This is a genomic window from Hyphomicrobium zavarzinii ATCC 27496, assembly GCF_000383415.1.
Taxonomy (GTDB): Bacteria; Pseudomonadota; Alphaproteobacteria; order Rhizobiales; family Hyphomicrobiaceae; genus Hyphomicrobium_C; species Hyphomicrobium_C zavarzinii.
The window spans coordinates 837224-859593 of record NZ_KB911256.1; the positions used below are offsets into that span (position 1 = coordinate 837224).

Here is a 22370-nt window from a genome sequence, read left to right on the forward strand (position 1 = left end):
GCCTTGTGCGCGCCTTCTCGGTTGGGGGACTTCGATGCCGGCCGTGATCAGGCACTATGTCAGGATCGTAGACAAGATCTCGAACTATGTCGGCTACGCCGCCATGTCGCTGGTGTTCGTCATGATCGGCGTGCTCCTCCTTGATGCCGTCACGCGCAATGTCATCCGCATGCCGCTGCACTGGTGCGTGGAGTTCGCGCAATTCACGCTCGCTGCCTACTACTTCATGGGCGGAGCGATGACGCTCAAGAACGACGAGCACGTTCGGCTCGACCTCGTCTACTCCAGATTGTCCGACAAGGGCCGGGAGTGGATCGACATTCTCACGAGCGGCTGCCTCATTTTCTATCTCTCGATCATGCTCATCGGCGCCATCTCGAGCCTGAAGTACGCGATCGCGACCAACGAGAAGCGGTTCTCGATCTGGAATCCCTCGATGATCCCCATCAAGACGCTGATGGTCGCCTGTCTCGTGCTCATGATCCTTCAGGCAATTTCTCTGCTCTTCAAGCACATCGCGGCCGTCAGGGGTGTCGATCTCAAATGAGTCATGAGCTGATCGCACTTCTGATGTTCTCGTCGATGATGGTGATGCTGCTCACCGGGCAGCGCATCTTCGCGGCGATCGGCTTCGTGGCCTCCGTTGCCGCGCTTGCCCTCTATGGACCCGGCGGCATCGAGATGCCGTTCAGCGCCACCTTCAAGCTGTTCAATTGGTTTCCGATTCTCACGGTGCCCATGTTCATCTTCATGGGCTACATGTTCTCGGAGTCCGGCATCTCCGAAGAGCTTTATCGGATGCTGCACGTGTGGTTCGGCCGGTTGCGAGGCGGGCTCGCGATCGGCACTATGCTTCTCATGGTCATCATCTCCGCGATGAACGGCCTGTCGGTCGCCGGCATGGCCGTGGGAGCCACTATCGCGCTGCCCGAGATGCTGAGGCGCGGTTACAACAAAGTGATGATCTCGGGTGTGGTGCAGGGTGGCTCGTCCCTCGGCATCCTTATTCCACCGAGCGTCGTGCTCGTGCTCTACGGTATGATTGCGCGCCAGCCGGTGGGACAGCTTTGGCTCGCCGGCGTCGTCCCCGGCCTGCTGATGGCCTCGATCTTCATTCTCTACATCGTCATACGATGCCGGTTGAACCCGGATCTCGCACCCACGGTAGACGATGAAGATCTCAACATGCCGCTCAAGGAGAAGCTCAAGCTTCTGCGCGCGGGCATCATTCCATTTCTCATTTTCCTGTCGATGACCGGCTTGTTCGTGATGGGCTACACGAGCCTCGTCGAGGCCTCGGCGGTCGGCGTGACGGCGTCGATTATCGCGGCCGCGGCCAAGGGCCGGCTCACCTGGAAGGTTCTTTTCGAAACCTCCAAGAAGACGCTGAACATCTCGTGCATGTTCATGTGGCTCATTCTTGCCGCGCTCGCATTCGGCGGCATCTTCGACGGACTGGGTGCGGTGCGCGCCATCGAGCGGCTGTTCATCACAGACATGGGTCTCGATCCCTGGATGGTGATGTGCATGATGATGGCGACCTTTATCTTCCTCGGCATCTTCCTCGACGACACCGCGATGCTCGTGATCGTCGCCCCACTTTTCATTCCGCTCGTGAAAGCCCTCGGGTTCGATCTGATCTGGTTCGGCGTGCTCTACACGATCACGTGCCAGATCGCGTACATCACGCCGCCATTTGGCTACAACCTGTTCCTGATGCGAGCGCTCGCGCCCAAGGAAATCACGCTGATCGACATCTATCGCTCGATCATTCCCTTCTTCCTCATGATGGTCGGCACAATCGTCATCCTGATGATCTTCCCGCAGATCGCGCTGTGGCTGCCCAACTACATGTATGGCAAGTGACGCCGCGCCTCGTACCGCTCGAAATAGATAGCATCACAGGGAGTAAGGACATGTCGAAATCAGATTTGATCAAAGGCAGCACCGACGCCTCCAAGCAAAGCAGGCGCTCGTTCCTGAAGACGGCCGGAACCGGCGGCGCTGCGGCGCTGGCGGCGACGACGGTGGCCGCGCCCTACGTCAAGGCCCAGGGCGGCAAGATCAAGTGGCGCCTGCAGACGTACTCGGGCGCGCCGCTCGGCGCCCATGTCATCAAGCCTCAGATCGAGGCATTCAACAAGGCTGCCAACGGCGAAATGGAGATCGAGCTTTACTATGCCGACCAGCTCGTACCTACCGCCGAGCTGTTCCGCGCCATGCAGAGCGGAACCATCGACGCCGTGCAATCCGACGACGCGACGATGGCCTCGCCGGTCGACATCGCAGACTTCGGCGGCTACTTCCCGTTCTCCTGCCGGTTCAGTCTCGATCTTCCGGTCATGTTCAAATACTACGGCTTGGACAAGATCTGGGAGGAAGCCTATTCCGAGGTCGAGAACGTCAAGTGGCTTTCCGCTGGTTCCTGGGATCCGCTCCACATCTTCACCAAGTCGCCGATCAAGAGCCTGGCGGACCTCAACGGCAAGCGCGTGTTCGGCGTGCCGACCGCAGGCAAATTCCTCTCGCGCTACGGTTTGGTGCCCGTCACCGTGCCGTGGGACAACGTTGAGGTCGCGATTCAGACGGGCGAGCTCGACGGCGTGGCCTGGTGCGGCTTCACAGAGGCCTACGAGGTCGGTTGGGCCGACGTCTGCAAGTACGCGCTCCTGAACAACATCTGCGGCGCCTGGTGTGGCTCCTACTTTGCCAACAAGCAGAGCTGGGAAAAGGTACCGCCGCACCTGCAGCAGCTCTTCCTCTCCACGATCGACCAGTCGCACTACTATCGCCAGGTCTGGTATTGGGGCGGCGAGGCGAAGCTGCGCGTCGAAGGCAAGAAGATGGAGCTGACCGAGATCCCGAAAGAGGAATGGGAGAAGGTGGTGAAGGACGCCGAAAGCTTCTGGGACGAAGTCGCGGCCAAGAGCCCGCGCGCGGCGCGTGTGGTCCAAGTCTACAAGGACTACACGGCCGTCATGAACAAGGTCGGCTATCCGTACCGCTGAGTATTCAGGACATGAGAGAGCGAGAGAAGGCGGCGGCCGTGTGCGCCGCCTTTTTCTTTGGAACTAAGGGGCCGCCCGCCATCACGACGGTTTGTTTTGCCCAAACGAGGAAAGCTCGAAGATCTCCGACAGCATCCCCCAGAAAAAAGTCTCACCGGGGTATCCGGTTATCCGTCCGATCTCGCGGTCGTCTTCGACGAGAATGAATGTCGGCGTCACCGTGACGGGTTTGGTGATGAACGAGGGCAGGGGGGCGCGAAGATCGATATGACGCAGCGGCGCGAAACGGCCTTCGTCTGAAACGGGATAGATAGGTCCGATCTCTCGATCCCAGAGCGCACACCAGGAGCAGCCCGTCTGCCGCACCATGATCAGCTCGGCCGCTTGGGCATTGCTAGCGAGAGCAAGCATCAGCGAGGCGCCCGCGAGAATGCCACGATGCAGCCACGCCGACCGGCCGAAGGAGACGAGAAACCGCGCGATGATCATTTGTTGACGGGGCTATCCGGATCGAACAGATAGGCGACGACATCCTTGATCTGCTGCTCCGTCAAAAAGGCGTGCGCTCCGAAGCGCGGCATGTTCGAGCAGGCAACAGTGGCTTGAGGATTGTAGATCTTCGCGAACGTGTCACGCGCAGCCTCGGCGCTGAAGTTGCGCAGCTTCCCATACTCCGAAAGGCTGGGTCCCAGCGTTCCGAACGAAAGCTCCGACTTCGCCATTTGATGGCAGGCGTAGCAGTTGCCGCCGTTCACGGTGTCGGCATTGTCGCTGAACTGTCCGCCGCGCCCGCTCTGAGCGACCTTCTCGCCATCCTGCCATTTGCCGAGAACCTGCCCATCCTTCGGCAGGACGACGGTTGAAGCTTCCCGCGCTAGGATCTTTTCGGCGACATCGTCGGGAGGGGCATTGCGAAAACGCGAGCAGGAGGCCTGCGTCTCGTCCTGCTTCAGCCGCACTTTCCAGGTGGCCTCGGCGTTGCGCCACATCTCCTGAACGTAAGGCTCGGTGATCGATGGATCGCCCGCGCCGGAGCGTTGCGCCCCTTCGTCATGATGCTCACCGGTGTCGTGGGCGACGGCATTCATGGCGCCAGCGATGAAAAGGGCGGCGCAGAGTGTGAGTGTCCGCATGGGCGAGCCCCGGTTAGCGCTTGATTGAGGGGACATTGAGCGTTCCACCGTCGGCCTGCTTGGCCAGGTAGATCATGAGTGCGGTCAGTCCCGCCGAGCCGTATTCCGGCGGCGGCATGCGCATCTGACGATAACAGTCCCACAAGCGGTTCTGCATGGTCCGCATCTGGCTCTGAGACACGCGGTAGGTGGGCCACGATCCCATCGTCTCTGTCGCGTCCTTGCCGGGCTTGGTCAGGTTCGGGAGCTGGGTGGTCCGAATGCGTGCGGAATCGGCGCTGTGACAGGTGGCGCAAGAGAAATCCAAGAGCGAACCGCGTCGATAGAAAAGCTCCTCGCCCACGGCGTAGGCGTTCTGCTCCTGCACGTCATCGAGCGGAATATGGAACGTCATTCCGCTCGACTTGTTGGCGATGTAGGCCACGAGATCCTCCATGTCGGAGGTCGTGCCGGGCGTGCTGAACTTGCGCGCGACGATTTCCTTCGTGTCGAGCGCCTGTATGGTCGTCATGCACCAGAGAAGCCGCTGCTCGAGATCCATCACACTGTCGGAATCGGCGAAGTAGCGGGGAAGCTCCGCATAGGCGCCGTCCAGAATGCCGGGACCTTTGCCGAGATCGCACGTTTCGAGGGAGACGTTCTTCTCACCTCGCGCCAGCTTCCACAGCGCTTCGCCCCGGTCGACGTTGAGAAACGCCGGGTTGGCCATCGGGTCGTTGATCATTTCCCGGTAACGCTGGATCTCGTCCTCGGTATCGCCTGCATGAAGCCCCGCCGCTCCGAAGACGAGAAGGACAAGGGTCGCGGCGAGGGAAAAAACGCGGACGCGATGTGTCATGCGGCTGACCTGGGTGTGGCGGCGCGCTAGGCGCGCTGCATCGATGCGGCGGGCGTGGATGCGGCAGTTAATCTCTCCGCGCGCCGCGCAACAAATAGGAAGACCGAATGAGAGACATTGCCACTGCAAATGAGGTGCGCGGCACAGTCGCCGATATGATGAGCCGATGAGCGAGTGCTCCGCTGCCGGGTATGAAGAGAGGAATCATGAAGGCTCTGCGCGTCGTTCTTTCCCTGATCGTCTTGGCTGCCGGAGCCGTCTCCGCATGGGCCGTGGAATCGGAGGGGGCGAAAAAGTCAGCGGGCAATTCGGGGCCGGCGCGCCTCACGGTGCTTTTCGATGCGTTCGGTAGAAATCCGAGCCTCAAAAAGGACTGGGGCTATGCCGCCCTTGTCGAGATCGGAGGGCGCAGAATTCTCTTCGACACCGGCAACGATCCCGCCGTCTTCGAGCACAACGTCAAGACGCTCGGGGTCGATCTGCACACGCTGGACTTCGTCGTCATGTCGCATCGGCACGGCGATCACACGACCGGACTGTCCTACCTCCTGTCGGTCAATCCTAAAGTCCGCATCTATGCCCCGAAGGAAGGGTTCGGCGTTTTCGGATCATCCGCGCCGTCCGCCTTCTATCGCAAAGAGCCGGGACTGCCGGCCGGCATGCGCTATTTCGACGGCGCTCCGCCCGAAGTCATGAAGTTCGGAAAAGCGTGGCCGGGCGCAAACATAGAATTGGTGGAAGAAACCCGCGAGATTGCACCGGGCGTTCATGTGATCGCGCTCGTGTCCGACAAGCCGGGCACGCTCGAGATGAAAGAGCTGTCGCTAGCGATCGAGACGTCAGAAGGCATTGTGCTCGTCGTTGGCTGCTCGCATCCCGGCATCGATCGCATTGTTGCCGCGGCGGCGCGGATCGACCGGCGTATCCACCTCATAGCCGGAGGTTTGCATCTTCTCACGACCCCCGACGCCGAGATGATGCGCCAACTTAAAGCGCTGCATGAGACCTATGGCGTGGCCTGGATCGCTCCGGGGCATTGTACGGGAGAGCCGGCCTTCGCCGCACTCGCGCGTCTTTTCGGTGACCGCAGCATCTATGCGGGATTGGGAACGGCAATCGGGCTGGGATCAAACCCGCGCGCGGATCTGATTCCCTCGACGCGCTACGCAATGGGCTCGGAGGACTTGCAGGGCTATCGAACCGTCCTGCGGCAGAGCCTCATACGGTTCGGGCGCCCCGCAACCGGGCGGCCCTGAACTCTGGAGCCGCCCCCATGTACCGAGTTCTAAAGGCACCAGTCGAAGGCCGACACGGGAGCCGGCACGTGCTTGTGCGACGTGGGCACCGTCTCGACCTGCAGCGTTTCCCAGATCTCGTTGAAAAGCGCCGTCGGAATCGTATTCGGCTTTCCAACCGCGAAATAGTCGATCTTCGCCGGCTGCCCGTCGTCCAGGATGGGAATCGCCGGATGTCTGGAGGACATCGAGATCTTAGAGGCGGGCAGGATACCGGAGCCGAGTCCCATGTCGGACCATTCCTCGACCACGGAATAGCTGCTGGCTTCGCCGAGATAGCGGTTCAACGTGCAGCAGTTGTCTTCGAACAGGCGCTTGGTGACTTGCGCCAGGCCGCAGGCGTTGGGAACGAGCACGAACTGCTCTTCCGCGATCTCCCGCACTGTCACATGGCTGGCGTGCGCCCACTTCTCCCGCACCTCCTTGCGGGGAATGAACAGCAGCGGCTCGCTGTAGATGCGTTGAACCATGCAATCGGGGAGCGCCTGCGATCGGGTATCGAGCGGCGAGAGGATGATGTCGATCTGCGAGCGACGCATGAGGTCGCAGAGTTCCGCCAGATTGCTCTCGCGATAGACGATTTCCAGATCCGCCCGCTGCGCTTTGGCGGGCTCGAATGCGACTTCTGCCATGCGGATGCCGACGCAAGGCGAAAGACCCACGCTCACATGCTGCGCCTTACCGGTCTGCTTCGCGAGATCGCGCACGCGCTCGAACGCCTTCAGCGCATCGAGGACGGCCGGGAGGATTCGCTCGCCATAAGCGGTCAGCGCGACGCTGCGCGTCGTCCGCCGGAAAATGCGGTGGCCCAGGTCCGCCTCGAGCTGGGCGATGCCGTTGGAGAGGGTCGGCTGAGTGACGGCGCAACGAGACGCGGCGGCAACGAAGGAGCCCTCCTCGGCAAGCGCGCGAACATACCTAAGCTGCTGAAGATTCATAGCAAAGCACCCGATAATGGGACGGTGGATTATGCTATGATATATGTCAAACTCGACCTTGAAAACCTATATTAGCCCAACAAGGCGCAACCAAGTTTCCCGAGCGTGGGCATATATAGAAATTTTGAATGGTCAGCATTGCCAAATAGAATTTCACTTAACCAGTTCGGTGAGGGTAGCCTTCAGCATGTTTGCAATCGGGAACCGTTCGCGAGTAACGGTCGAGGAGGAAACAAGTGAAAAAGCTACTGAAATCAACTGTGTGCATGTTGGCTATGGTTGCGGCTGGGCCTGCAGTCACTCTTGCGGATGAGACCTGCAACTCGCCGTTCACTTCGGCGCTCATCAAGGGCCAGGAAGACTTCCTGCACGTTTGGACTTTGGGTGAGGTTGGTGTCGGCGACGAGTCCGACAAGCTGGTAACGATCGACGTTCAGCCCAACTCGCCGACCTACGGCAAGGTCGTGCATTCCGTGTCCGTTGGCGGACGCGGCGAGGCACACCACACGGGCTTCACGGATGACCGCCGCTTCCTCTGGGCCGGCCGTCTGGACGACAACAAGATCTTCGTTTTCGACCTGATCGATCCGTCCAAGCCCAAGGTCGTGAAGACCATCACGGACTTCGTGGATAAGACCGGCTTCGTAGGTCCGCATACCTTCTATGCCACGCCGGGCCGCATGATGATCCAGGCTCTGTCCAACAAGGACACGCACGACGGTCAGACAGGCATTGCCGTCTACAACAACTCGGGCGAACTCGTCTCCGTGCACAAGATGCCGCTGGAGAACGGTGGCGACGGCTACGGCTACGACATCGGCATCAACCCGGCGATGAACGTGATGCTGACGTCGAGCTTCACCGGCTGGACGAACTACATGATGGACATGGGTCAGATGGTCAAAGACCCCGACGCCATGAAGAAGTTCGGCAAGTCGATGATCATGTGGGACTACAAGTCCATGAAGCCGATCAAGACCATGGAGGTTCCCGGCGCTCCGCTCGAGATCCGCTGGTCGCTGAAGCCCGAGGACAACTGGGCGATCACGGCAACGGCGCTGACGTCGAAGCTGTGGCTGGTCAAGCAGGACGAGAAGGGCGAGTGGCAGGCTAAGGACGTGGGCACCATCGGCGATCCGTCGAAGATCCCGCTGCCGGTCGACATCTCGATCTCCGCGGACGCGAAGGGCCTGTGGGTCAACACGTTCCTGGACGGCACCACGCGCTACTACGACCTTACGAACCCCGAGGCGCCCAAGGAGGTTTACTCCAAGAAGATGGGTAGCCAGGTGAACATGGTCTCGCTGAGCTTCGACGGAAAGCGCGTCTACTTCACCACGTCTCTGCTCGCAAACTGGGACAAGAAGGGCGAGGACAACGAGCAGTGGCTGAAGGCCTACGATTGGGACGGCAAGCAGCTCGTCGAGAAGTTCAGCGTCGACTTCCATGCTGAAAAGCTCGGCCGGGCTCACCATATGAAGTTCTCGGCCAAGACCAAGGCTGCAGCTCTCGGAGAATAGCGTTGCCGCTTCCCAGCAGTGTTTGGCGGTTCCTCCGGCGGCGTTCTAGCCGCGTGCAGGCCGGCTATGTGGCGCTCTCTCTGCTAGCGTCCACAATCCCCGTAGCGGGGAACGAGCAAAGCGTAGCCGGCCCTGTCCATCCCAAGGCGGGCACGTACAAACTGCAGAAGATCCAGCCGGCTCCGTCCGGCTGGGTCCTCGAGGACAGCGTCTGGATTCCACGCAGACTGTCCAGCTACACGAAGGACAAGATCACACTGTTCTCGTTCTTCTATGCCACGTGCCGGGATCCTGAAGGCTGCCCGAAGTCTTGGGACGCATTCAACAAGGTTCACGAGGCGATCAAGAAAGATCCGAGGCTGCAAAACAAGGTTCGGCTCGTCTTCCTGAGTCTCGATCCCAAGGTCGATACGCCGGAGATGATGTCGTTCTTCAAGACCTCGATCAGCACTCCGCAAGCTCCCTGGTCGTTCCTGACGACGTGGAACGACACTTACCTTGCGCCTATCCTCAACGATCTGTACGTGCCGGCTTCGCGTGAATTCGACGACGCGGGCAAGCCGACCGACGTGATCAATCATCTGGTAAAGGTGTTTCTCATCGATAAGGATTCCTGGGTGAGGGAGATCTATACGACCAGCTTCTTGAATCCCGATGTCGTCCTTTCCGACATCGGAACACTCCTGCTTGAAGAAGAGTGACAACGCGATAGGGATGAAATGAGAAGAAAGCGACGGCTGCCTCTGGCAGTTCCAATATGCACCTCGGTGCTCACAATCCTCCTCGTCGGTCACATTTGGCCGAACTCTGCCTCCGGCGGCGCCGATGATGCCGTGCCGCTTGGCCTCCCGCCCCTAGAAGCTCACCAGCGGCCCGTGAAGGCCCAAGTGGAGCTCGGGCGCAAACTCTTCTTCGACCGCCGGCTCGCCTTCAACAACACGAACTCGTGTGCGATGTGTCACATCGAGTCCCAGGGCCTCACCTCCAACCAGTCCGCGAGGGCCATAGGCATGGAGGGGCGCAGTCTCAGCCGCAACGCGCCTGCCCTCTACAATGTGGCTTATCAGGACACGCTGTTCCACGACGGTCGCGAATCCGATCTCGCCCAGCAAGCCTGGGCGCCGCTGTTGTCGCCTTTGGAAATGGCGAACCCCTCAATCGGCCATGTCGTCGACAAGATCCGCTCGTTCGAGGACTATCGGGGGCTGTTCGAAGCAGTCTTCGACGGTCATGGCCCATCCATGCAGACGATCGGCGACGCGCTGGCCTCGTATCAACGCACGCTGCTCTCCGGAAACTCGCGCTTCGACAAGTGGTACTACGGAAAGCAGGATGATGCCCTGAATGCCGATGAAAAGGCCGGCTTCGAGGTCTTCATGGGCAAGGGCCAATGCGCGACGTGCCACACTGTGGGCGAGAAATCCGCGCTGTTCACCGATCACAAATTCTACGTGACCGGCATCGGCTACTATAACGCGATAGGCGCTGGATCGCGCGTCGCGAAGGTGGAACTGGCCCCCGGCTACTTCATCGACATGAAGTACGAGGACATGAAGTCCTTCAGCGCGCCGCGGATCAACGACATCGGGCGTTTTGCGGTCACTTTGGACGCAAAGGATCGCTGGGCCTACAAGACGCCGAGTTTGCGCAACATCGAGCTGACCTATCCCTACATGCACGATGGCTCACTCTCGACGCTTGAGGATGTCGTTGCGTTCTATGACAAGGGCGGACTCGAGCACGATGGAGAGCGTGCGCTCCAGCCGTTGCACCTGGCGGAAAAAGAAAAGGCTGATCTCGTTGCCTTCCTGAGAACTCTCACCACTGCGGAGGATCAGGCCAAGCACGAAGGCTACAGGTAGCAACGCGATACACGACGCTCACGGCGCTTGCTGTGCGTATTGATTTTCGGTGCGCGGCACCCGGGGGAACCGGGTGCCGTTTTTTTTGCTCCGAACGCGTCCCCATCCCGCTGCGGGCATCCGTGCGATCTCGATATATTTGAAATCCGAATAGGCGAAGTAAGGGGTCTGAATAATCTCAGCTCACAAATTCGCAATAAAAATATCAAGAAACAGGGGGTGCCGGTTAATGTGCGATCGAACTTGCCGATCGCACGATCGGAATAATAGGGCGTCGAAAAATCCAAGAAGGAAGAGGCAAGGGGTGGGTGAGAGATGAAGGCACTGACGAGTGCGAGAACGCGCCGCGAAGTTCTCGTCGGAGCGGCAGGTTTTGCAGCGATTGTCGCGCTTCCTGCCGGACCGCTTCTTGCGTCGGGCTCCGAGGTTGATGAGCTGATCAAGAAGGTTGCGGGTGAAAAGAAGGTCGCCGAAGGGCGCATTTCTCTCGACCTTCCGAATATCGCTGAAAACGGATTGGTCGTTCCGCTGAATTTCGATGTCGAAAGCCCTATGACGGCTGAGGATCACGTCAAGGCCGTCCATATATTTGCTGACGGAAACCCAAATCCGCACGTGGCGGATTACACCTTCACGCCGCTGAGCCCGAAGGCCGCGGCTCAGTTGCGGATCCGCTTGGCGAAGACGCAGACGATCACCGCTCTCGCCGTGATGTCGAACGGAGAGATCTTCTCCACCCGTAAGGAAGTCAAAGTCACGATCGGCGGCTGCGGCGGCTGACGCCTCCGGTGCGACCGAACGTTTCGAAAGACCAAAGGATATTCAGTCATGGCCGCAAAAGTCACGCCGCGCGTTCGCATGCCTGCGACGGCAAAAGCCGGTGAGATCATTGAGGTGAAAACCCTGATCAGCCACGAGATGGAGAGCGGGCAGCGCAAGGATGCGTCCGGAAAAATCATCCCGCGGCACATCATCAACAAGTTCACCGCCACCTTCAACGGTAAGGAAATTCTGAGCGCCGATTGGCATCCGGCGATTTCCGCCAATCCATACCAGTCGTTCTCCGTTCGGGCGACCGAAAGCGGCCTCTTCGTCTTCAGTTGGTTTGATGACGACGGCTCCGTCTACAAGTCCGAGCATCAGGTCACAGTGTCCTGACGCGCCCGATTTAGAGCTAGCGGAGCAAGAAATGATATCGCGGCGTGAATTTTTCGTGGCTGCAACGGCCGCGGCAACGCTGGTCGCCGGCACCGGAGTTCCTCTCAGCCGGCTCTCGGCGGAGGGGCGTTTGACGCAGGATGATCTGCTCGCTTTCGAGCCGGTCGGAAACGTCACGCTCGTGCATGTCACGGATCTGCACGCGCAGCTCGTGCCGATCCATTTTCGCGAGCCGTCCGCCAACTTCGGCGTCGGCGAGTCGCGGGGACGCGTTCCCCACCTCGTCGGTGCGGAGTTTCGCAGGGCGTTCAAGCTGACGGATGGCTCGGCGCTGGCGTACGCGCTGACTGCCGATGACTTCGAGGGGCTGGCGCGCGCCTATGGCGCTATGGGCGGCCTCGACCGGATCGCGACCGTCGTCAAGGCGATTCGCGCCGAGCGCGGCGATCGGATGTTGCTGCTCGATGGCGGCGATACCTGGACCAATAGCTGGACGTCTCTGCAGACCAAGGGGCAGGACATGGCGGATGCCATGCGCATGCTCAAGACGGATGCGATGACGGCGCATTGGGAGTTCACTCTTGGCGAGGCTCGCGTGCGCGAGCTCGCCGACGGCATGGGCTTCCCGCTTCTCGCGCAGAACATCCGCGAAGCCGAGTTCGAGGAGCACGTCTTCGAGGCTTCGCGGATTTTCGAGCGCAACGGCGTGAAGATCGGCGTTGTTGGCCAGGCGTTTCCCTATACGCCGATCTCCAATCCGCGCTGGATGATCCCGAACTGGACCTTCGGTATTCGTGAGAAGGAGCTCGCAGCAGAAATCGAGTCGCTCCGCACGAAGGGCGCCGACTTGATCGTGCTTCTTTCGCATAATGGCTTCGACGTTGACCGCAAGGTCGCGGAGCGCGTTCGGGGGATTGACGTCATTCTCTCGGCGCATACCCACGACGCGGTGCCCGAGGTCACGCAGATCGGGCGCACGCTGCTCGTGGCATCCGGCTCGAACGGCAAGTTCGTGTCGCGCCTCGATCTCGACGTGCAGTCGAAACGCGTCGCGTCGTTCCGTTACCGTCTCATCCCGATCTTCTCCGATGCGATCACGCCGGACGCGGAGATGAAGGCGCATATCGAGGCTGTGCGCGAGCCATTCCAGAAGAATCTCTCCCGCGTTCTCGGAACGACGGACGGACTTCTGTATCGGCGCGGAAACTTCGACGGAACGCTGGATACGCTGATCTGCGACTCGATCATCGAGCAGCGTGATGTCGAGATCTCGCTGTCTCCAGGCGTGAGGTGGGGACCGAGCATGCTGCCCGGCGCACCCATCACGTTCGAGGATATCACCAACGCCACCGCGATGAGCTATCCCGCCTGCTACCGCACGACGATGACGGGAGCGCGCCTCAAGGAAGTGCTCGAGGACGTGGCCGACAATATCTTCAATCCGGATCCGTACTACCAGCAGGGCGGTGACATGGTGCGCTGCGGCGGCCTCGGCTACGCGATCGACATCGCGCAGCCCGCCGGGCAGCGCATTTCAAACCTCACCGCACTGAGGACGGGTGCCCCGATCGACGCATCGAAGGAATACGCCGTCGGCGGTTGGGCGAGCGTCAACGAGGGAACCGAGGGGCCGCCCATCTGGGATGTCGTCTCGGATTACATCACGAGCAAGAAAGTCGTCAGCGTCCGTCCGAGCACGGCGGTGAACGTCAAAGGCGTGTGAGCAGGCAGCGAGCAATGAGCGAAGATAACGAGCCGCAAAAGAATACGCGCTCCCGGCGCCAATTCCTCAAATCAGCCGGTTTGACGGGTGCCCTTGTGGCCGCAGGAGCAAAATCGGCATGGCCGCAGGCGTCGAGTGCCGAGGCTAAGCCGGAGAACCTTCCGCCGCATGTCGCGGACTGGTCGAAGCATCTGGGCACTGGCGTCGCGGATCGGCCCTATGGCAAGCCGTCGAAATTCGAGGCGCACGTCGTGCGGCGGGATGTCGAATGGCTGACCGCATCGCAGCAGAGCTCCGTCAACTTCACGCCTTGGCACGAGCTCGACGGCATCATCACGCCAAGCGGTCTGTGCTTTGAGCGCCATCACGGTGGCGCGCCGGATGTGAGCCCGGCCGATCACCGCCTCATGGTGCACGGCCTCGTCGACAAGCCACTGGTCTTCTCGATGAGCGATATCATGCGCATGCCGCGCGTCAATCGCGTGTTCTTTCTCGAATGCGCAGCCAACAGCGGCATGGAGTGGCGCGGGCCGCAGCTCAACGGCTGCCAGTTTACCCACGGCATGATCCATAACGTCATGTACACCGGTGTGCCGCTGAGGACAGTGCTGAACGAGGCCGGCCTCAAGCCGAAGGCAAAGTGGCTGCTGGTGGAAGGCGGCGATGCGTCCGGTATGAACCGCTCGCTGCCGGTCGAGAAGGCGCTCGACGATTGCCTGCTCGCGTTCAAGATGAACGGCGAGGCGCTGCGACCGGAGCAGGGCTATCCGCTGCGTCTCGTCGTGCCGGGCTGGGAAGGCAACATCTGGGTCAAATGGATCCGGCGCATCGAGGTCGGCGACAAGCCGTGGCTCGCCCGCGAGGAGACCTCGAAATACACCGATCTGCTCGCGGATGGACGCGCACGCCGCTTCACATTCGTGATGGATGCGAAGTCGGTGATCACCAATCCGTCGCCGCAGGCCCCGCTCCGCTTCAAGGGACAGAATGTTCTGACTGGCATCGCATGGTCTGGGCGCGGCGCGATCACGCGGGTGGATGTGACCCTGGACGGCGGACGGAACTGGCGGGAAGCCAGGATTGACGGGCCGGTGTTCGAGCGCTCGGTCACGAGGTTCTATGTCGACTTCGATTGGCAGGGCGAGGAGCTGATGATCCAGTCGCGTTGCCACGACTCGACCGGCTACCTGCAGCCGACCAAGAACGAGCTGCGCGCCGTCCGCGGCGTGAACTCGATCTACCACAACAACGGCATTCAAACCTGGCTGGTCCGCTCCAACGGCGAGACAGAGAACGTGGAGATCTCCTGACGTGCGCCCCCTCCTTTTCACAGCCGCAGCTAGTGCGCTCGTAGCAATGGGCGCGGCGTCACTCTACGGCGCCGGGCCGAGCGCTGCCGCGCCCGCGCAGCCCGAGAAGCCGCTGGGTCTCGGAACGCCCGCTACGCCCGAAGAGATCGCGGGATGGGACATCGACGTGCGCCCGGACGGTATGGGCCTGCCGCCGGGCAAAGGAACGGCTACGCAAGGGGAGGTGATCTTCCTTGAGCAATGCGCGGCGTGCCACGGAGATTTCGCGGAGGGTCGCGACAGGTGGCCCGTGCTCGCGGGCGGTCACGGCTCGCTCAAGGCGGACCGGCCGGAAAAGACCATCGGTTCCTATTGGGAATCCGCCTCGACAGTTTTCGACTACGTGCGCCGCGCGATGCCCTTCGGCAATGCGCAGTCGCTCAGCAACGACGAGCTCTACGCGGTCACCGCGTTCCTGCTCAACATGAACGACGTGATCAAGGATCCGGAGTTCGAGCTCAATCAGGGGAACTTCACCTCGATCCGCATGCCGAACGCTGATGGCTTCTACGACGACGACCGGGAGACCACGGAGCGCAAGTTCTGGAATGCCGAGGCGTGCATGAAGAACTGCAAGACCGAGGTCGTGGTGACGGGCCAAGCGGCGATTCTCGACGTCACGCCGGATTCCAAATCCGCTCCGAGCGTCGATTGAGCGAGGAGAGCGCATGATGAGGCGGCTGATGTCACTGTCTCTAACGGCTCTTGCGGCGGCAATGCCTCTCACAAACGCCAGGGCGGACGACGCGACGGAATACGGAGCCTATCTCTCGGGCGAGTGCGTCACCTGTCACCGCTCGGGCAACACGGACGGAAAGATCCCAACGCTCGCGGGGCGCGAGCGGGGAGAGATCTTGACGGCCCTCGCCGCGTTCAAGACGGGGGAGCGGGCGAGCCGGGTGATGCAGGATGTCGCTGCGCGGCTTGCGGACGACGAGATGCAGGCCCTCGCGGCTTATTTCTCCTCGCTCACAACATCGATCGAATGCCGGCAGGAGCCGTCTCAAGAAAAGAAATGCTGAGGAAGCAGGGAGGATTTTTGCACATGACACTTACGCGTCGTCAGTTCAATTCAAGGGTCGGGCAGGCTGCTGCCGCGGCCGCAGTTTTCGGCATCTCGGCACCAGCGCTTGGAAACAGCAAGGCGAAGGTCGTCGTCATCGGCGGCGGCGCGGGCGGCGCTACTGCCGCGAAGTACATTGCAAAGGATTCCGCAGACAAGATCGAGGTCACTCTGATCGAGCCCGCGAAGACCTACGTCACCTGCTTCCATTCGAACCTGGTGCTGGGCGGCGTCAAGACGATCGAGAGCATCTCGCATTCCTATGACAAACTCGCGGGCAACTACGGCATCAAGCTTGTTCACCAGAAGGCCACCTCCATCGACAAGGCCGCCCGTCGCGTGACGCTCGCCGACGGAGCGACCATCGACTATGACGCGCTCGTTCTTTCGCCCGGCATCGACCTCAAGTACGACAGCGTGCCGGGATGGGGACAGGAGCACGAGGAGGCGATGCCTCACGCCTGGAAAGCCGGTCCCCAGACGCTGCTCTTGAAGAGCAAGCTCGATGCGGTACCGGACGGCGGTCTGATCGTCATGCTTGCCCCGCCCAACCCCTATCGCTGCCCGCCTGGACCCTACGAGCGTGTCTCGATGATGGCCCATACGCTCAAGCGCGCGGGCAAGGGCAAGTGCAAGATCGTCGTGCTCGATCCGAAGGAGAAGTTCTCGAAGCAGGCGCTCTTCCAGGAAGGCTGGGACAAGCACTACCCCGGCATGGTGGAATGGTTCAGCAAGGATCTCTACGAGGCCATCAAATCCGTGGATCCCAAGACCAACACGGTCAACACGGGGTTCGAAACCTACGCGAACGCGGCGCTCGTGAACGTCATTCCCGCTCAGATGGCAGGAGCGATCGCACGGGATTCCGGCCTCGCCAACGAGACCGGCTTCTGCCCCATCGACGCCGAGACCATGCAATCGAAGCTCGATCCCAACATCTACATCGTTGGTGATGCCTGCATTCCCGGCGACATGCCCAAGTCCGCATATGCCGCGAACAGCCAGGCGAAGGTGGCAGCCGCCGCAGTGCGCGGAAGGTTTGCTGATGCGAAGACCTTCCCCCCGCGCTTTCAGAACATCTGCTGGAGCATGCTCGACGACGACGACGCGGTCAAAGTGGGCGGCCGCTACGCGCCGAAGGAGGGCAAGATCGCATCCGTCGAGGATTTCGTGTCGAAGCCCGGCGAGGATGCTTCGGTCCGGAAGATGACTCAAACGGAGAACATGGGCTGGTACGAGGGTATCACCGCGGACATCTTCCTCTAGATCGCCGGCGAACCGAGGCACGATCAAGGCGCCCCTTCAATGCTCTCCGCTCCAGTCTTCTCCCGGAGTTCACAGCTTGACGCGGCACGCGCGTTTGCCGAGGTTTCGGCGGTTCTCCCCCTTGGGTCGCGGTCCTCCTTAACGGGGCCCAAGGGGGATCTTCTCGCCGTAACGAGAGTGCGACGCATGACATCTAAGGATTGGGTGGCGCATTTCCCGGGCCTCAAGGCTCTCGCGCCGGAGATCGCAAAGCCGCTTGTCGAGACGAGTAGAGTAGTCGTGCTTCCAGCGGGGACGAGGATCTTCGGTCCGGGGCAGGCGCCCGACGCGTATCTTCTGCTCATCGACGGCACGGTGCGCGTTCAGCAGGCCTCCAGCGCCGGCCGGGAGATCGTACTTTACCGCGTTTCGGCCGGCGAAAGCTGTGCGCTCACCACCGCGTGCCTCATGGGCTACGAGGAGTATCAGGCCGAGGGCATCGCCGAGACCGACGTTGAGGCCGTCGCCATTCCGCGGTCGACCTTCGACGATCTCATCGCACGCTCCGCGGAGTTCCGCCGTTTCGTGTTCACCGCCTTCAGCGTGCGGGTCACCAATCTCTTCCGCATCATCGAGGAGGTGGCCTTCTCGCGCATCGATGTCCGTCTCGCCCAGAAGCTGCTCGAGCTCGCTGGCCCCGGCGCCCAGGTGGAGCGCACGCACCAGCAATTGGCTGCGGAGCTCGGCTCTGCCAGAGAGGTCATCGGCCGCCAGCTCAACGAATTCCAGCGTCGCGGCTGGATCGCCACGTCCCGCGGCGTAATCAACATCGTGCGGGCGGAGGCCCTCAAAAATTTAGCTGCGGCACCGTGATCGGTCTGTGACTAGGTCACAGACGCATGGGACCGGCACTCATATGCAAGTCTTGGGCAGAAAATGGAGCACGCTCATGACATCAAACGTCGGTAGCTGGGACCGCAATCTCCGCATCCTCCTGGGCCTCGCCTTGCTGGCCCTCGTATTCGTTGGGCCCAAGACCCCATGGGGACTTGTCGGCCTCGTTCCTCTCATTACGGGTCTTGCCCGCTTCTGCCCCGTCTATCGTGTCGCAGGCGTTTCGACCTGCGGCCATCGCAAGGCGTGACAAAGGCAGCGCAACCGATGCTTTCCATCTTTCTGATCCCCGGTGATCTCGTCTGCAACTGGGCCGGAATCCCAGCTTCCAGCGATCACCGGATGATTCTGCGTTCCTTCATCAATACGATGGTCTGGAGCGGCGTCGCGATTGCGGCGGCGCTCTGGATTTCGCTGTAAGAGCGGGACCTGAAGCGGATGAGCCAAGTTAAAGAGACTAGCCCCGGCCGTCGGCGCGGCACCTGGGGCGCGACTCTCCGCGAAGTCCAATATCGAGCCCGGTCTCCGATCGGACGCAACACACCTGTTTCTAATCGAGGTTCACCATGATCCCTCACCCCGTAGATCTCTCGGTCAAACCCGAGGTCACGGCATTCTTCGACGAGCAGACGAACACGGTCAGCTACGTCGTCAAGGATCCGAACTCCACGTCCTGCGCCGTCATCGACAGCGTGATGGACATCGACTACGCCGCCGGCCGCATTAGCTACGGATCAGCCGACAAGATCATTGCCTTCGTGACGAAGAACGGCCTGCACGTCGAATGGCTGATCGAGACGCATGCCCATGCCGATCATCTCTCGGCCGCGCCCTATATTCAGGGCAAGGTGGGCGGCAAGCTCGGCATCGGCGAGAACATCAAGATCGTGCAGGAGGTGTTCGGCAAGATCTTCAACGAAGGCACCGAGTTCCAGAGGGACGGCAGCCAGTTCGACCGCCTGTTCAAGGACGGCGATACTTACGAGATCGGCGGCATGAGCGCGTTCGCGATGCTCACGCCCGGTCACACCCCGGCTTGCATGACGCACGTGATCGGCAATACCGCTTTCGTCGGCGACACCCTGTTCATGCCGGACGGCGGAACGGCGCGTGCGGATTTTCCCGGCGGCGATGCGCGCGTGCTCTATCGCTCCATCAAGCGGGTGCTCGAGCTGCCACCGGAGATGCGCCTCTTCATGTGCCACGACTACGGGCCCGGGGGACGCGACATCAAATGGGAGACGACCGTCGCCGAGGAGCGCACAAACAACATCCATGTGCGGGACGGCGTGAGTGAGGATGAATTCGTGAGGATGCGGGAGGAGCGTGATAGGACGCTCGCCCTGCCGAAACTCATCATCCCATCGATCCAGGTGAACATCCGGGGCGGAAACCTTCCCGAGCCGGACGAAACGGGAAAACGACATCTCAAAGTTCCGATCAACGAGCTCTGATTGAAATGCGCGCATTTCAAGGATGAGCCCCAGCCAGAAGAGTTCCCCCAAGATGAATGCCAAGAAGCTCTCCGAAGAGGTCTCCGTCTCACCGCAGATCATGCCGGCCGATATCGCGGCGATTGCCGCCCAAGGCTTCAAGTCGATCGTCTGCAACCGGCCGGACGGTGAAGGAACCGACCAGCCTCTCTTTGCAGAGATCGAGGCTGCGGCGCGAGCGGCGGGCCTTTCTGCGCGCTATATTCCAGTCAGCACGGGGAAGGTGACGGACGAGGATGCGGCAGCGTTCGGGGACGCGCTGTCGCAGATGCCGAAGCCTGTGCTGGCCTATTGCAGAACGGGCACCCGCTCGACCACGCTTTGGGCGTTGAGCGAGGGCGCGCGCCGCCCGGCGGCGGAGATTGCCGAAAGGGCAAAAGCCGCGGGATATGATGTTTCGGGCGTGTTGAGCCGCATCTCGAACAAGGGTCTCATCGATACCGATCATCCGGTAGCCTCCCATGACATCGTGATCGTTGGAGGCGGTGCGGCCGGCGCGGCCGTTGCCGCGAGCCTGCTTCGGCGGCGGCCCAATCTGGATATCGCCGTCATCGAGCCGGCCGAAACGCACTACTATCAGCCGGGCTGGACGATGGTGGGCGGCGGTGTATTCCAGAAGGAGGAGACGGCCAAGGCGATGGGCGCCGTCCTTCCGCGTCGTGTCACATGGATCAAGGCGGCGGTCGCTGGCTTCGAGCCCGAGGCGAATTGCGTCGTCATCGAGGGATGCCGCACCATTCGCTACAAGCACCTCGTGGTGTGCCCCGGCATCAAGCTCAACTGGGACGGCGTGGAGGGCCTGTCGCAGACGCTCGGAAAGAACGGTGTCACCTCCAACTACCGGTACGATCTGGCCCCTTACACGTGGGAGCTGGTTCGCTCACTCCGCTCAGGTCGCGCCATCTTCACGCAGCCGCCGATGCCGATCAAATGCGCGGGCGCGCCGCAGAAGGCGATGTATCTCTCCGCCGACCATTGGCTGCGCAAGAAATGCCTGAAGGACATCGATATCGGGTTCTACAACGCGGGCGGCGTTCTGTTCGGCGTCGCGGACTATGTGCCCGCGCTCATGGAATACGTGAAGCGGTACGACGTGACCCTGAATTTCAATCACACGCTGCTCGCGGTCGATGGTCCGGCGAAGAAGGCGTGGTTCAAGAAGGCAGGCGCCGACGGAGCGGCGGAGACGATCGAAACCTCCTTCGACATGATCCACGTCTGCCCGCCCCAGCAGGCCCCCGATTTCGTGCGGTCGAGCCCGCTCGCCGACACGGCAGGCTGGGTCGATGTGGACCCCGCAACCCTGAGGCACAAGCGCTATCCCAACATTTTCGGGCTTGGCGATGCCTCGAACACACCGAACGCAAAGACGGCGGCAGCCGCACGCAAGCAGGCGCCGGTCTGCGCCGAGAACATCCTCTTCGACATGGGGCTGGGATCGGCGCTTTGTGCCTACGACGGCTATGGCTCGTGTCCGTTGACCGTGGAGCGCGGTAAGATCGTGCTGGCCGAGTTCTGCTACGGCGGCAAGCTGGCTCCGTCATTCCCGAAGTACATCATCGACGGCATGCAGCCCTCGCGGGCTGCCTGGATCCTCAAGGAACGGATCCTGCCCCCGATCTACTGGAAGGCCATGCTCAAAGGCCGTGAGTGGATGGCGCGTCCGAAGGTCATGGCGTGATCGTAATCCAGGACCTGTTGGCCGTCGGCTCTGGTGCCCTCGTCGGGTTCGTGCTTGGCCTCATCGGCGGCGGCGGGTCTATTCTCGCTGTTCCGCTGCTCGTCTATGTCGTCGGCGTGAGTTCGCCTCACGTCGCGATTGGAACGAGCGCGGTCGCCGTAGCCATCAGCGCGCTGGTCAATCTCGTGGGGCACGCGAGAGCCGGGCACGTCAAGTGGCGCTGCGCACTTGTGTTCGCGGCGGCGGGATCTGCAGGTGCCGCGCTGGGCTCCACATTCGGCAAACAGTTCGATGGCGAGCGCCTGCTGGTTCTGTTTGGCGTGCTGATGATCGTGATTGCCAGCCTCATGTTCTTCAAGGGGAGCGATGCGAGCAACGGCGATGTCAGGCTGACGCGTGATACCGCGCCGAAGCTCATGCCGTTGCTCTTGGCCTACGGCGCGAGCGTTGGCGCACTCGCGGGCTTCTTCGGCATCGGAGGTGGGTTTCTGGTTGTGCCGGGCATCGTGGCGGCAACCGGCATGCCTTTGATCTTCGCGATTGGCAGCTCTCTCGTGTCCGTATTTTCTTTCGGGCTCACGACGGCAGGCAACTACGCCCTCTCGGGCTTCATCGACTGGACGCTCGTCGCGTGGTTCGTCGGCGGTGGCGCGGTCGGCGGCTTCGGAGGGCAGATGCTCGCCACACGGCTCGCGGGAAAGAAGAAGGCACTTTCGAATATTTTCGCAGTCATCGTCGCGCTGGTCGGCGCCTACGTCGTTTGGCGAGGCCTCCGATGACAGGCGCGTCCTAAGGAACATGAGCGATGCTCGCTGAAGCCCATCTTTATCTCGGTGTCGCGCTGGCGGGTCTGGTGAGCTTCCTCTCACCCTGCGTTCTGCCGCTGGTGCCGCCTTACCTGAGCTACCTCGGCGGCACCACCTTCGAGCAGCTTTCCGACGAAAAGGGTCTCGAGCGCGCGGTCTGGCGCCGCGTCGTGCTCGCCTCCGTCTTCTTCGTGCTCGGCTTCTCCACCGTCTTCATCGCGCTCGGCGCCAGCGCCTCCTTGATCGGCCAGGTGATCCAGACCTGGCGCGCCGAGCTCTCCTTCGCCGCCGGCCTCGTGATCATCCTGTTCGGCCTGCACTTCCTCGGCGTGCTGCGCATCCCCTTCCTGCTCACCGAGAAGCG

The 22370-nt window shown here is 61.4% G+C and carries 25 protein-coding genes; 21 read left to right on the plus strand and 4 right to left on the minus strand.

The features are described 5' to 3' along the window. Positions 1–34: 34 nt before the first annotated feature. From F812_RS0107870 to F812_RS0107880, 3 genes are read left to right on the plus strand one after another with little or no spacing between them, the layout of a single operon-like run. Positions 35–547: a TRAP transporter small permease subunit gene (locus F812_RS0107870; RefSeq protein ID WP_020085420.1), complete on the plus strand. Its 513-nt coding sequence runs from the start codon at positions 35–37 to the stop codon at positions 545–547. Continuing rightward, a complete protein-coding gene (locus F812_RS0107875; RefSeq protein WP_020085421.1) occupies positions 544–1866 on the plus strand; it encodes a TRAP transporter large permease in 1323 nt (440 codons plus the stop codon). Before F812_RS0107870 ends, F812_RS0107875 begins: the two co-directional genes overlap by 4 nt. 50 nt (positions 1867–1916) lie before the next feature. Continuing rightward, positions 1917–3008 (plus strand): TRAP transporter substrate-binding protein, encoded by a 1092-nt coding sequence (locus tag F812_RS0107880; protein ID WP_020085422.1) that lies wholly within the window; start codon positions 1917–1919, stop codon positions 3006–3008. A gap of 81 nt (positions 3009–3089) precedes the next feature. Here F812_RS0107880 and F812_RS0107885 read toward each other — a convergent pair whose 3' ends face one another. Genes F812_RS0107885 through soxA form a run of 3 tightly spaced genes read right to left on the minus strand, consistent with a single transcriptional unit; the run spans position 3090 to position 4979 of the window. Then, entirely contained in the window at positions 3090–3497 is a 408-nt protein-coding gene (locus F812_RS0107885; RefSeq protein ID WP_020085423.1) for a thioredoxin domain-containing protein, read from the minus strand. After that, a complete protein-coding gene (gene soxX / locus F812_RS0107890; RefSeq protein WP_020085424.1) occupies positions 3494–4141 on the minus strand; it encodes a sulfur oxidation c-type cytochrome SoxX in 648 nt (215 codons plus the stop codon). Before soxX ends, F812_RS0107885 begins: the two co-directional genes overlap by 4 nt. A gap of 13 nt (positions 4142–4154) precedes the next feature. Next, positions 4155–4979, minus strand: a complete 825-nt coding sequence (gene soxA / locus F812_RS0107895; RefSeq protein WP_020085425.1) for a sulfur oxidation c-type cytochrome SoxA — start codon at positions 4977–4979, stop codon at positions 4155–4157. Between the two features lie 206 nt (positions 4980–5185). Between soxA and F812_RS23075 the strand changes: the two genes are divergently transcribed. Beyond that, positions 5186–6235, plus strand: a complete 1050-nt coding sequence (locus tag F812_RS23075) for an MBL fold metallo-hydrolase (protein ID WP_020085426.1) — start codon at positions 5186–5188, stop codon at positions 6233–6235. Between the two features lie 29 nt (positions 6236–6264). Here F812_RS23075 and F812_RS23080 read toward each other — a convergent pair whose 3' ends face one another. Then, positions 6265–7212: a LysR family transcriptional regulator gene (locus tag F812_RS23080; RefSeq protein ID WP_020085427.1), complete on the minus strand. Its 948-nt coding sequence runs from the start codon at positions 7210–7212 to the stop codon at positions 6265–6267. A gap of 236 nt (positions 7213–7448) precedes the next feature. Here F812_RS23080 and mtoX point away from each other — a divergent pair, with 236 nt between their 5' ends. The 17 genes from mtoX to F812_RS0107990 form a co-directional block, all read left to right on the plus strand. Beyond that, on the plus strand, positions 7449–8732 hold the full coding sequence (mtoX, locus tag F812_RS0107910) for a methanethiol oxidase (RefSeq protein WP_026867945.1): 1284 nt from the start codon (positions 7449–7451) through the stop codon (positions 8730–8732). 53 nt (positions 8733–8785) lie between these two features. Then, entirely contained in the window at positions 8786–9433 is a 648-nt protein-coding gene (locus tag F812_RS0107915; RefSeq protein WP_020085429.1) for an SCO family protein, read from the plus strand. Positions 9434–9565: 132 nt separating this feature from the next. Next, positions 9566–10594, plus strand: a complete 1029-nt coding sequence (locus F812_RS0107920) for a cytochrome-c peroxidase (protein WP_245257643.1) — start codon at positions 9566–9568, stop codon at positions 10592–10594. A gap of 315 nt (positions 10595–10909) precedes the next feature. Continuing rightward, positions 10910–11374, plus strand: a complete 465-nt coding sequence (gene soxY / locus F812_RS0107925) for a thiosulfate oxidation carrier protein SoxY (protein ID WP_020085431.1) — start codon at positions 10910–10912, stop codon at positions 11372–11374. 48 nt (positions 11375–11422) lie between these two features. Further along, entirely contained in the window at positions 11423–11752 is a 330-nt protein-coding gene (gene soxZ / locus F812_RS0107930) for a thiosulfate oxidation carrier complex protein SoxZ (RefSeq protein WP_020085432.1), read from the plus strand. Between the two features lie 31 nt (positions 11753–11783). Beyond that, complete coding sequence (gene soxB, locus F812_RS0107935) at positions 11784–13475, plus strand: thiosulfohydrolase SoxB (protein WP_020085433.1); 1692 nt, start codon at positions 11784–11786, stop codon at positions 13473–13475. 14 nt (positions 13476–13489) lie between these two features. Beyond that, positions 13490–14785 (plus strand): sulfite dehydrogenase, encoded by a 1296-nt coding sequence (soxC, locus tag F812_RS0107940; protein ID WP_020085434.1) that lies wholly within the window; start codon positions 13490–13492, stop codon positions 14783–14785. A gap of 46 nt (positions 14786–14831) precedes the next feature. Then, positions 14832–15479, plus strand: a complete 648-nt coding sequence (locus F812_RS0107945; RefSeq protein ID WP_020085435.1) for a c-type cytochrome — start codon at positions 14832–14834, stop codon at positions 15477–15479. Positions 15480–15507: 28 nt separating this feature from the next. Further along, positions 15508–15846, plus strand: coding sequence for a c-type cytochrome (locus F812_RS25370; protein ID WP_198011158.1), 339 nt, complete (start codon positions 15508–15510; stop codon positions 15844–15846). A gap of 23 nt (positions 15847–15869) precedes the next feature. After that, the gene (locus tag F812_RS0107955) at positions 15870–17153 is read left to right on the plus strand and encodes an NAD(P)/FAD-dependent oxidoreductase (protein ID WP_020085437.1); all 1284 of its coding nucleotides are present in this window, start codon (positions 15870–15872) and stop codon (positions 17151–17153) included. A gap of 186 nt (positions 17154–17339) precedes the next feature. After that, a complete protein-coding gene (locus F812_RS0107960; protein ID WP_020085438.1) occupies positions 17340–18005 on the plus strand; it encodes a Crp/Fnr family transcriptional regulator in 666 nt (221 codons plus the stop codon). A 76-nt stretch (positions 18006–18081) separates the two neighbouring features. After that, positions 18082–18276, plus strand: coding sequence for a YgaP family membrane protein (locus F812_RS26050; protein ID WP_083929117.1), 195 nt, complete (start codon positions 18082–18084; stop codon positions 18274–18276). Further along, complete coding sequence (locus F812_RS26460; protein WP_198011159.1) at positions 18273–18446, plus strand: hypothetical protein; 174 nt, start codon at positions 18273–18275, stop codon at positions 18444–18446. The genes F812_RS26050 and F812_RS26460 overlap by 4 nt, the downstream gene beginning before the upstream one ends. A 146-nt stretch (positions 18447–18592) precedes the next feature. Beyond that, on the plus strand, positions 18593–19480 hold the full coding sequence (locus tag F812_RS0107975) for an MBL fold metallo-hydrolase (protein ID WP_020085441.1): 888 nt from the start codon (positions 18593–18595) through the stop codon (positions 19478–19480). Positions 19481–19532: 52 nt separating this feature from the next. Further along, positions 19533–21200, plus strand: coding sequence for a bifunctional protein tyrosine phosphatase family protein/NAD(P)/FAD-dependent oxidoreductase (locus tag F812_RS0107980; RefSeq protein ID WP_020085442.1), 1668 nt, complete (start codon positions 19533–19535; stop codon positions 21198–21200). Further along, entirely contained in the window at positions 21197–21979 is a 783-nt protein-coding gene (locus F812_RS0107985; protein WP_026867948.1) for a sulfite exporter TauE/SafE family protein, read from the plus strand. The genes F812_RS0107980 and F812_RS0107985 overlap by 4 nt, the downstream gene beginning before the upstream one ends. A gap of 26 nt (positions 21980–22005) precedes the next feature. After that, positions 22006–22370 (plus strand): cytochrome c biogenesis CcdA family protein (locus tag F812_RS0107990; protein ID WP_020085444.1); only part of this gene is annotated, 365 nt, incomplete at its 3' end.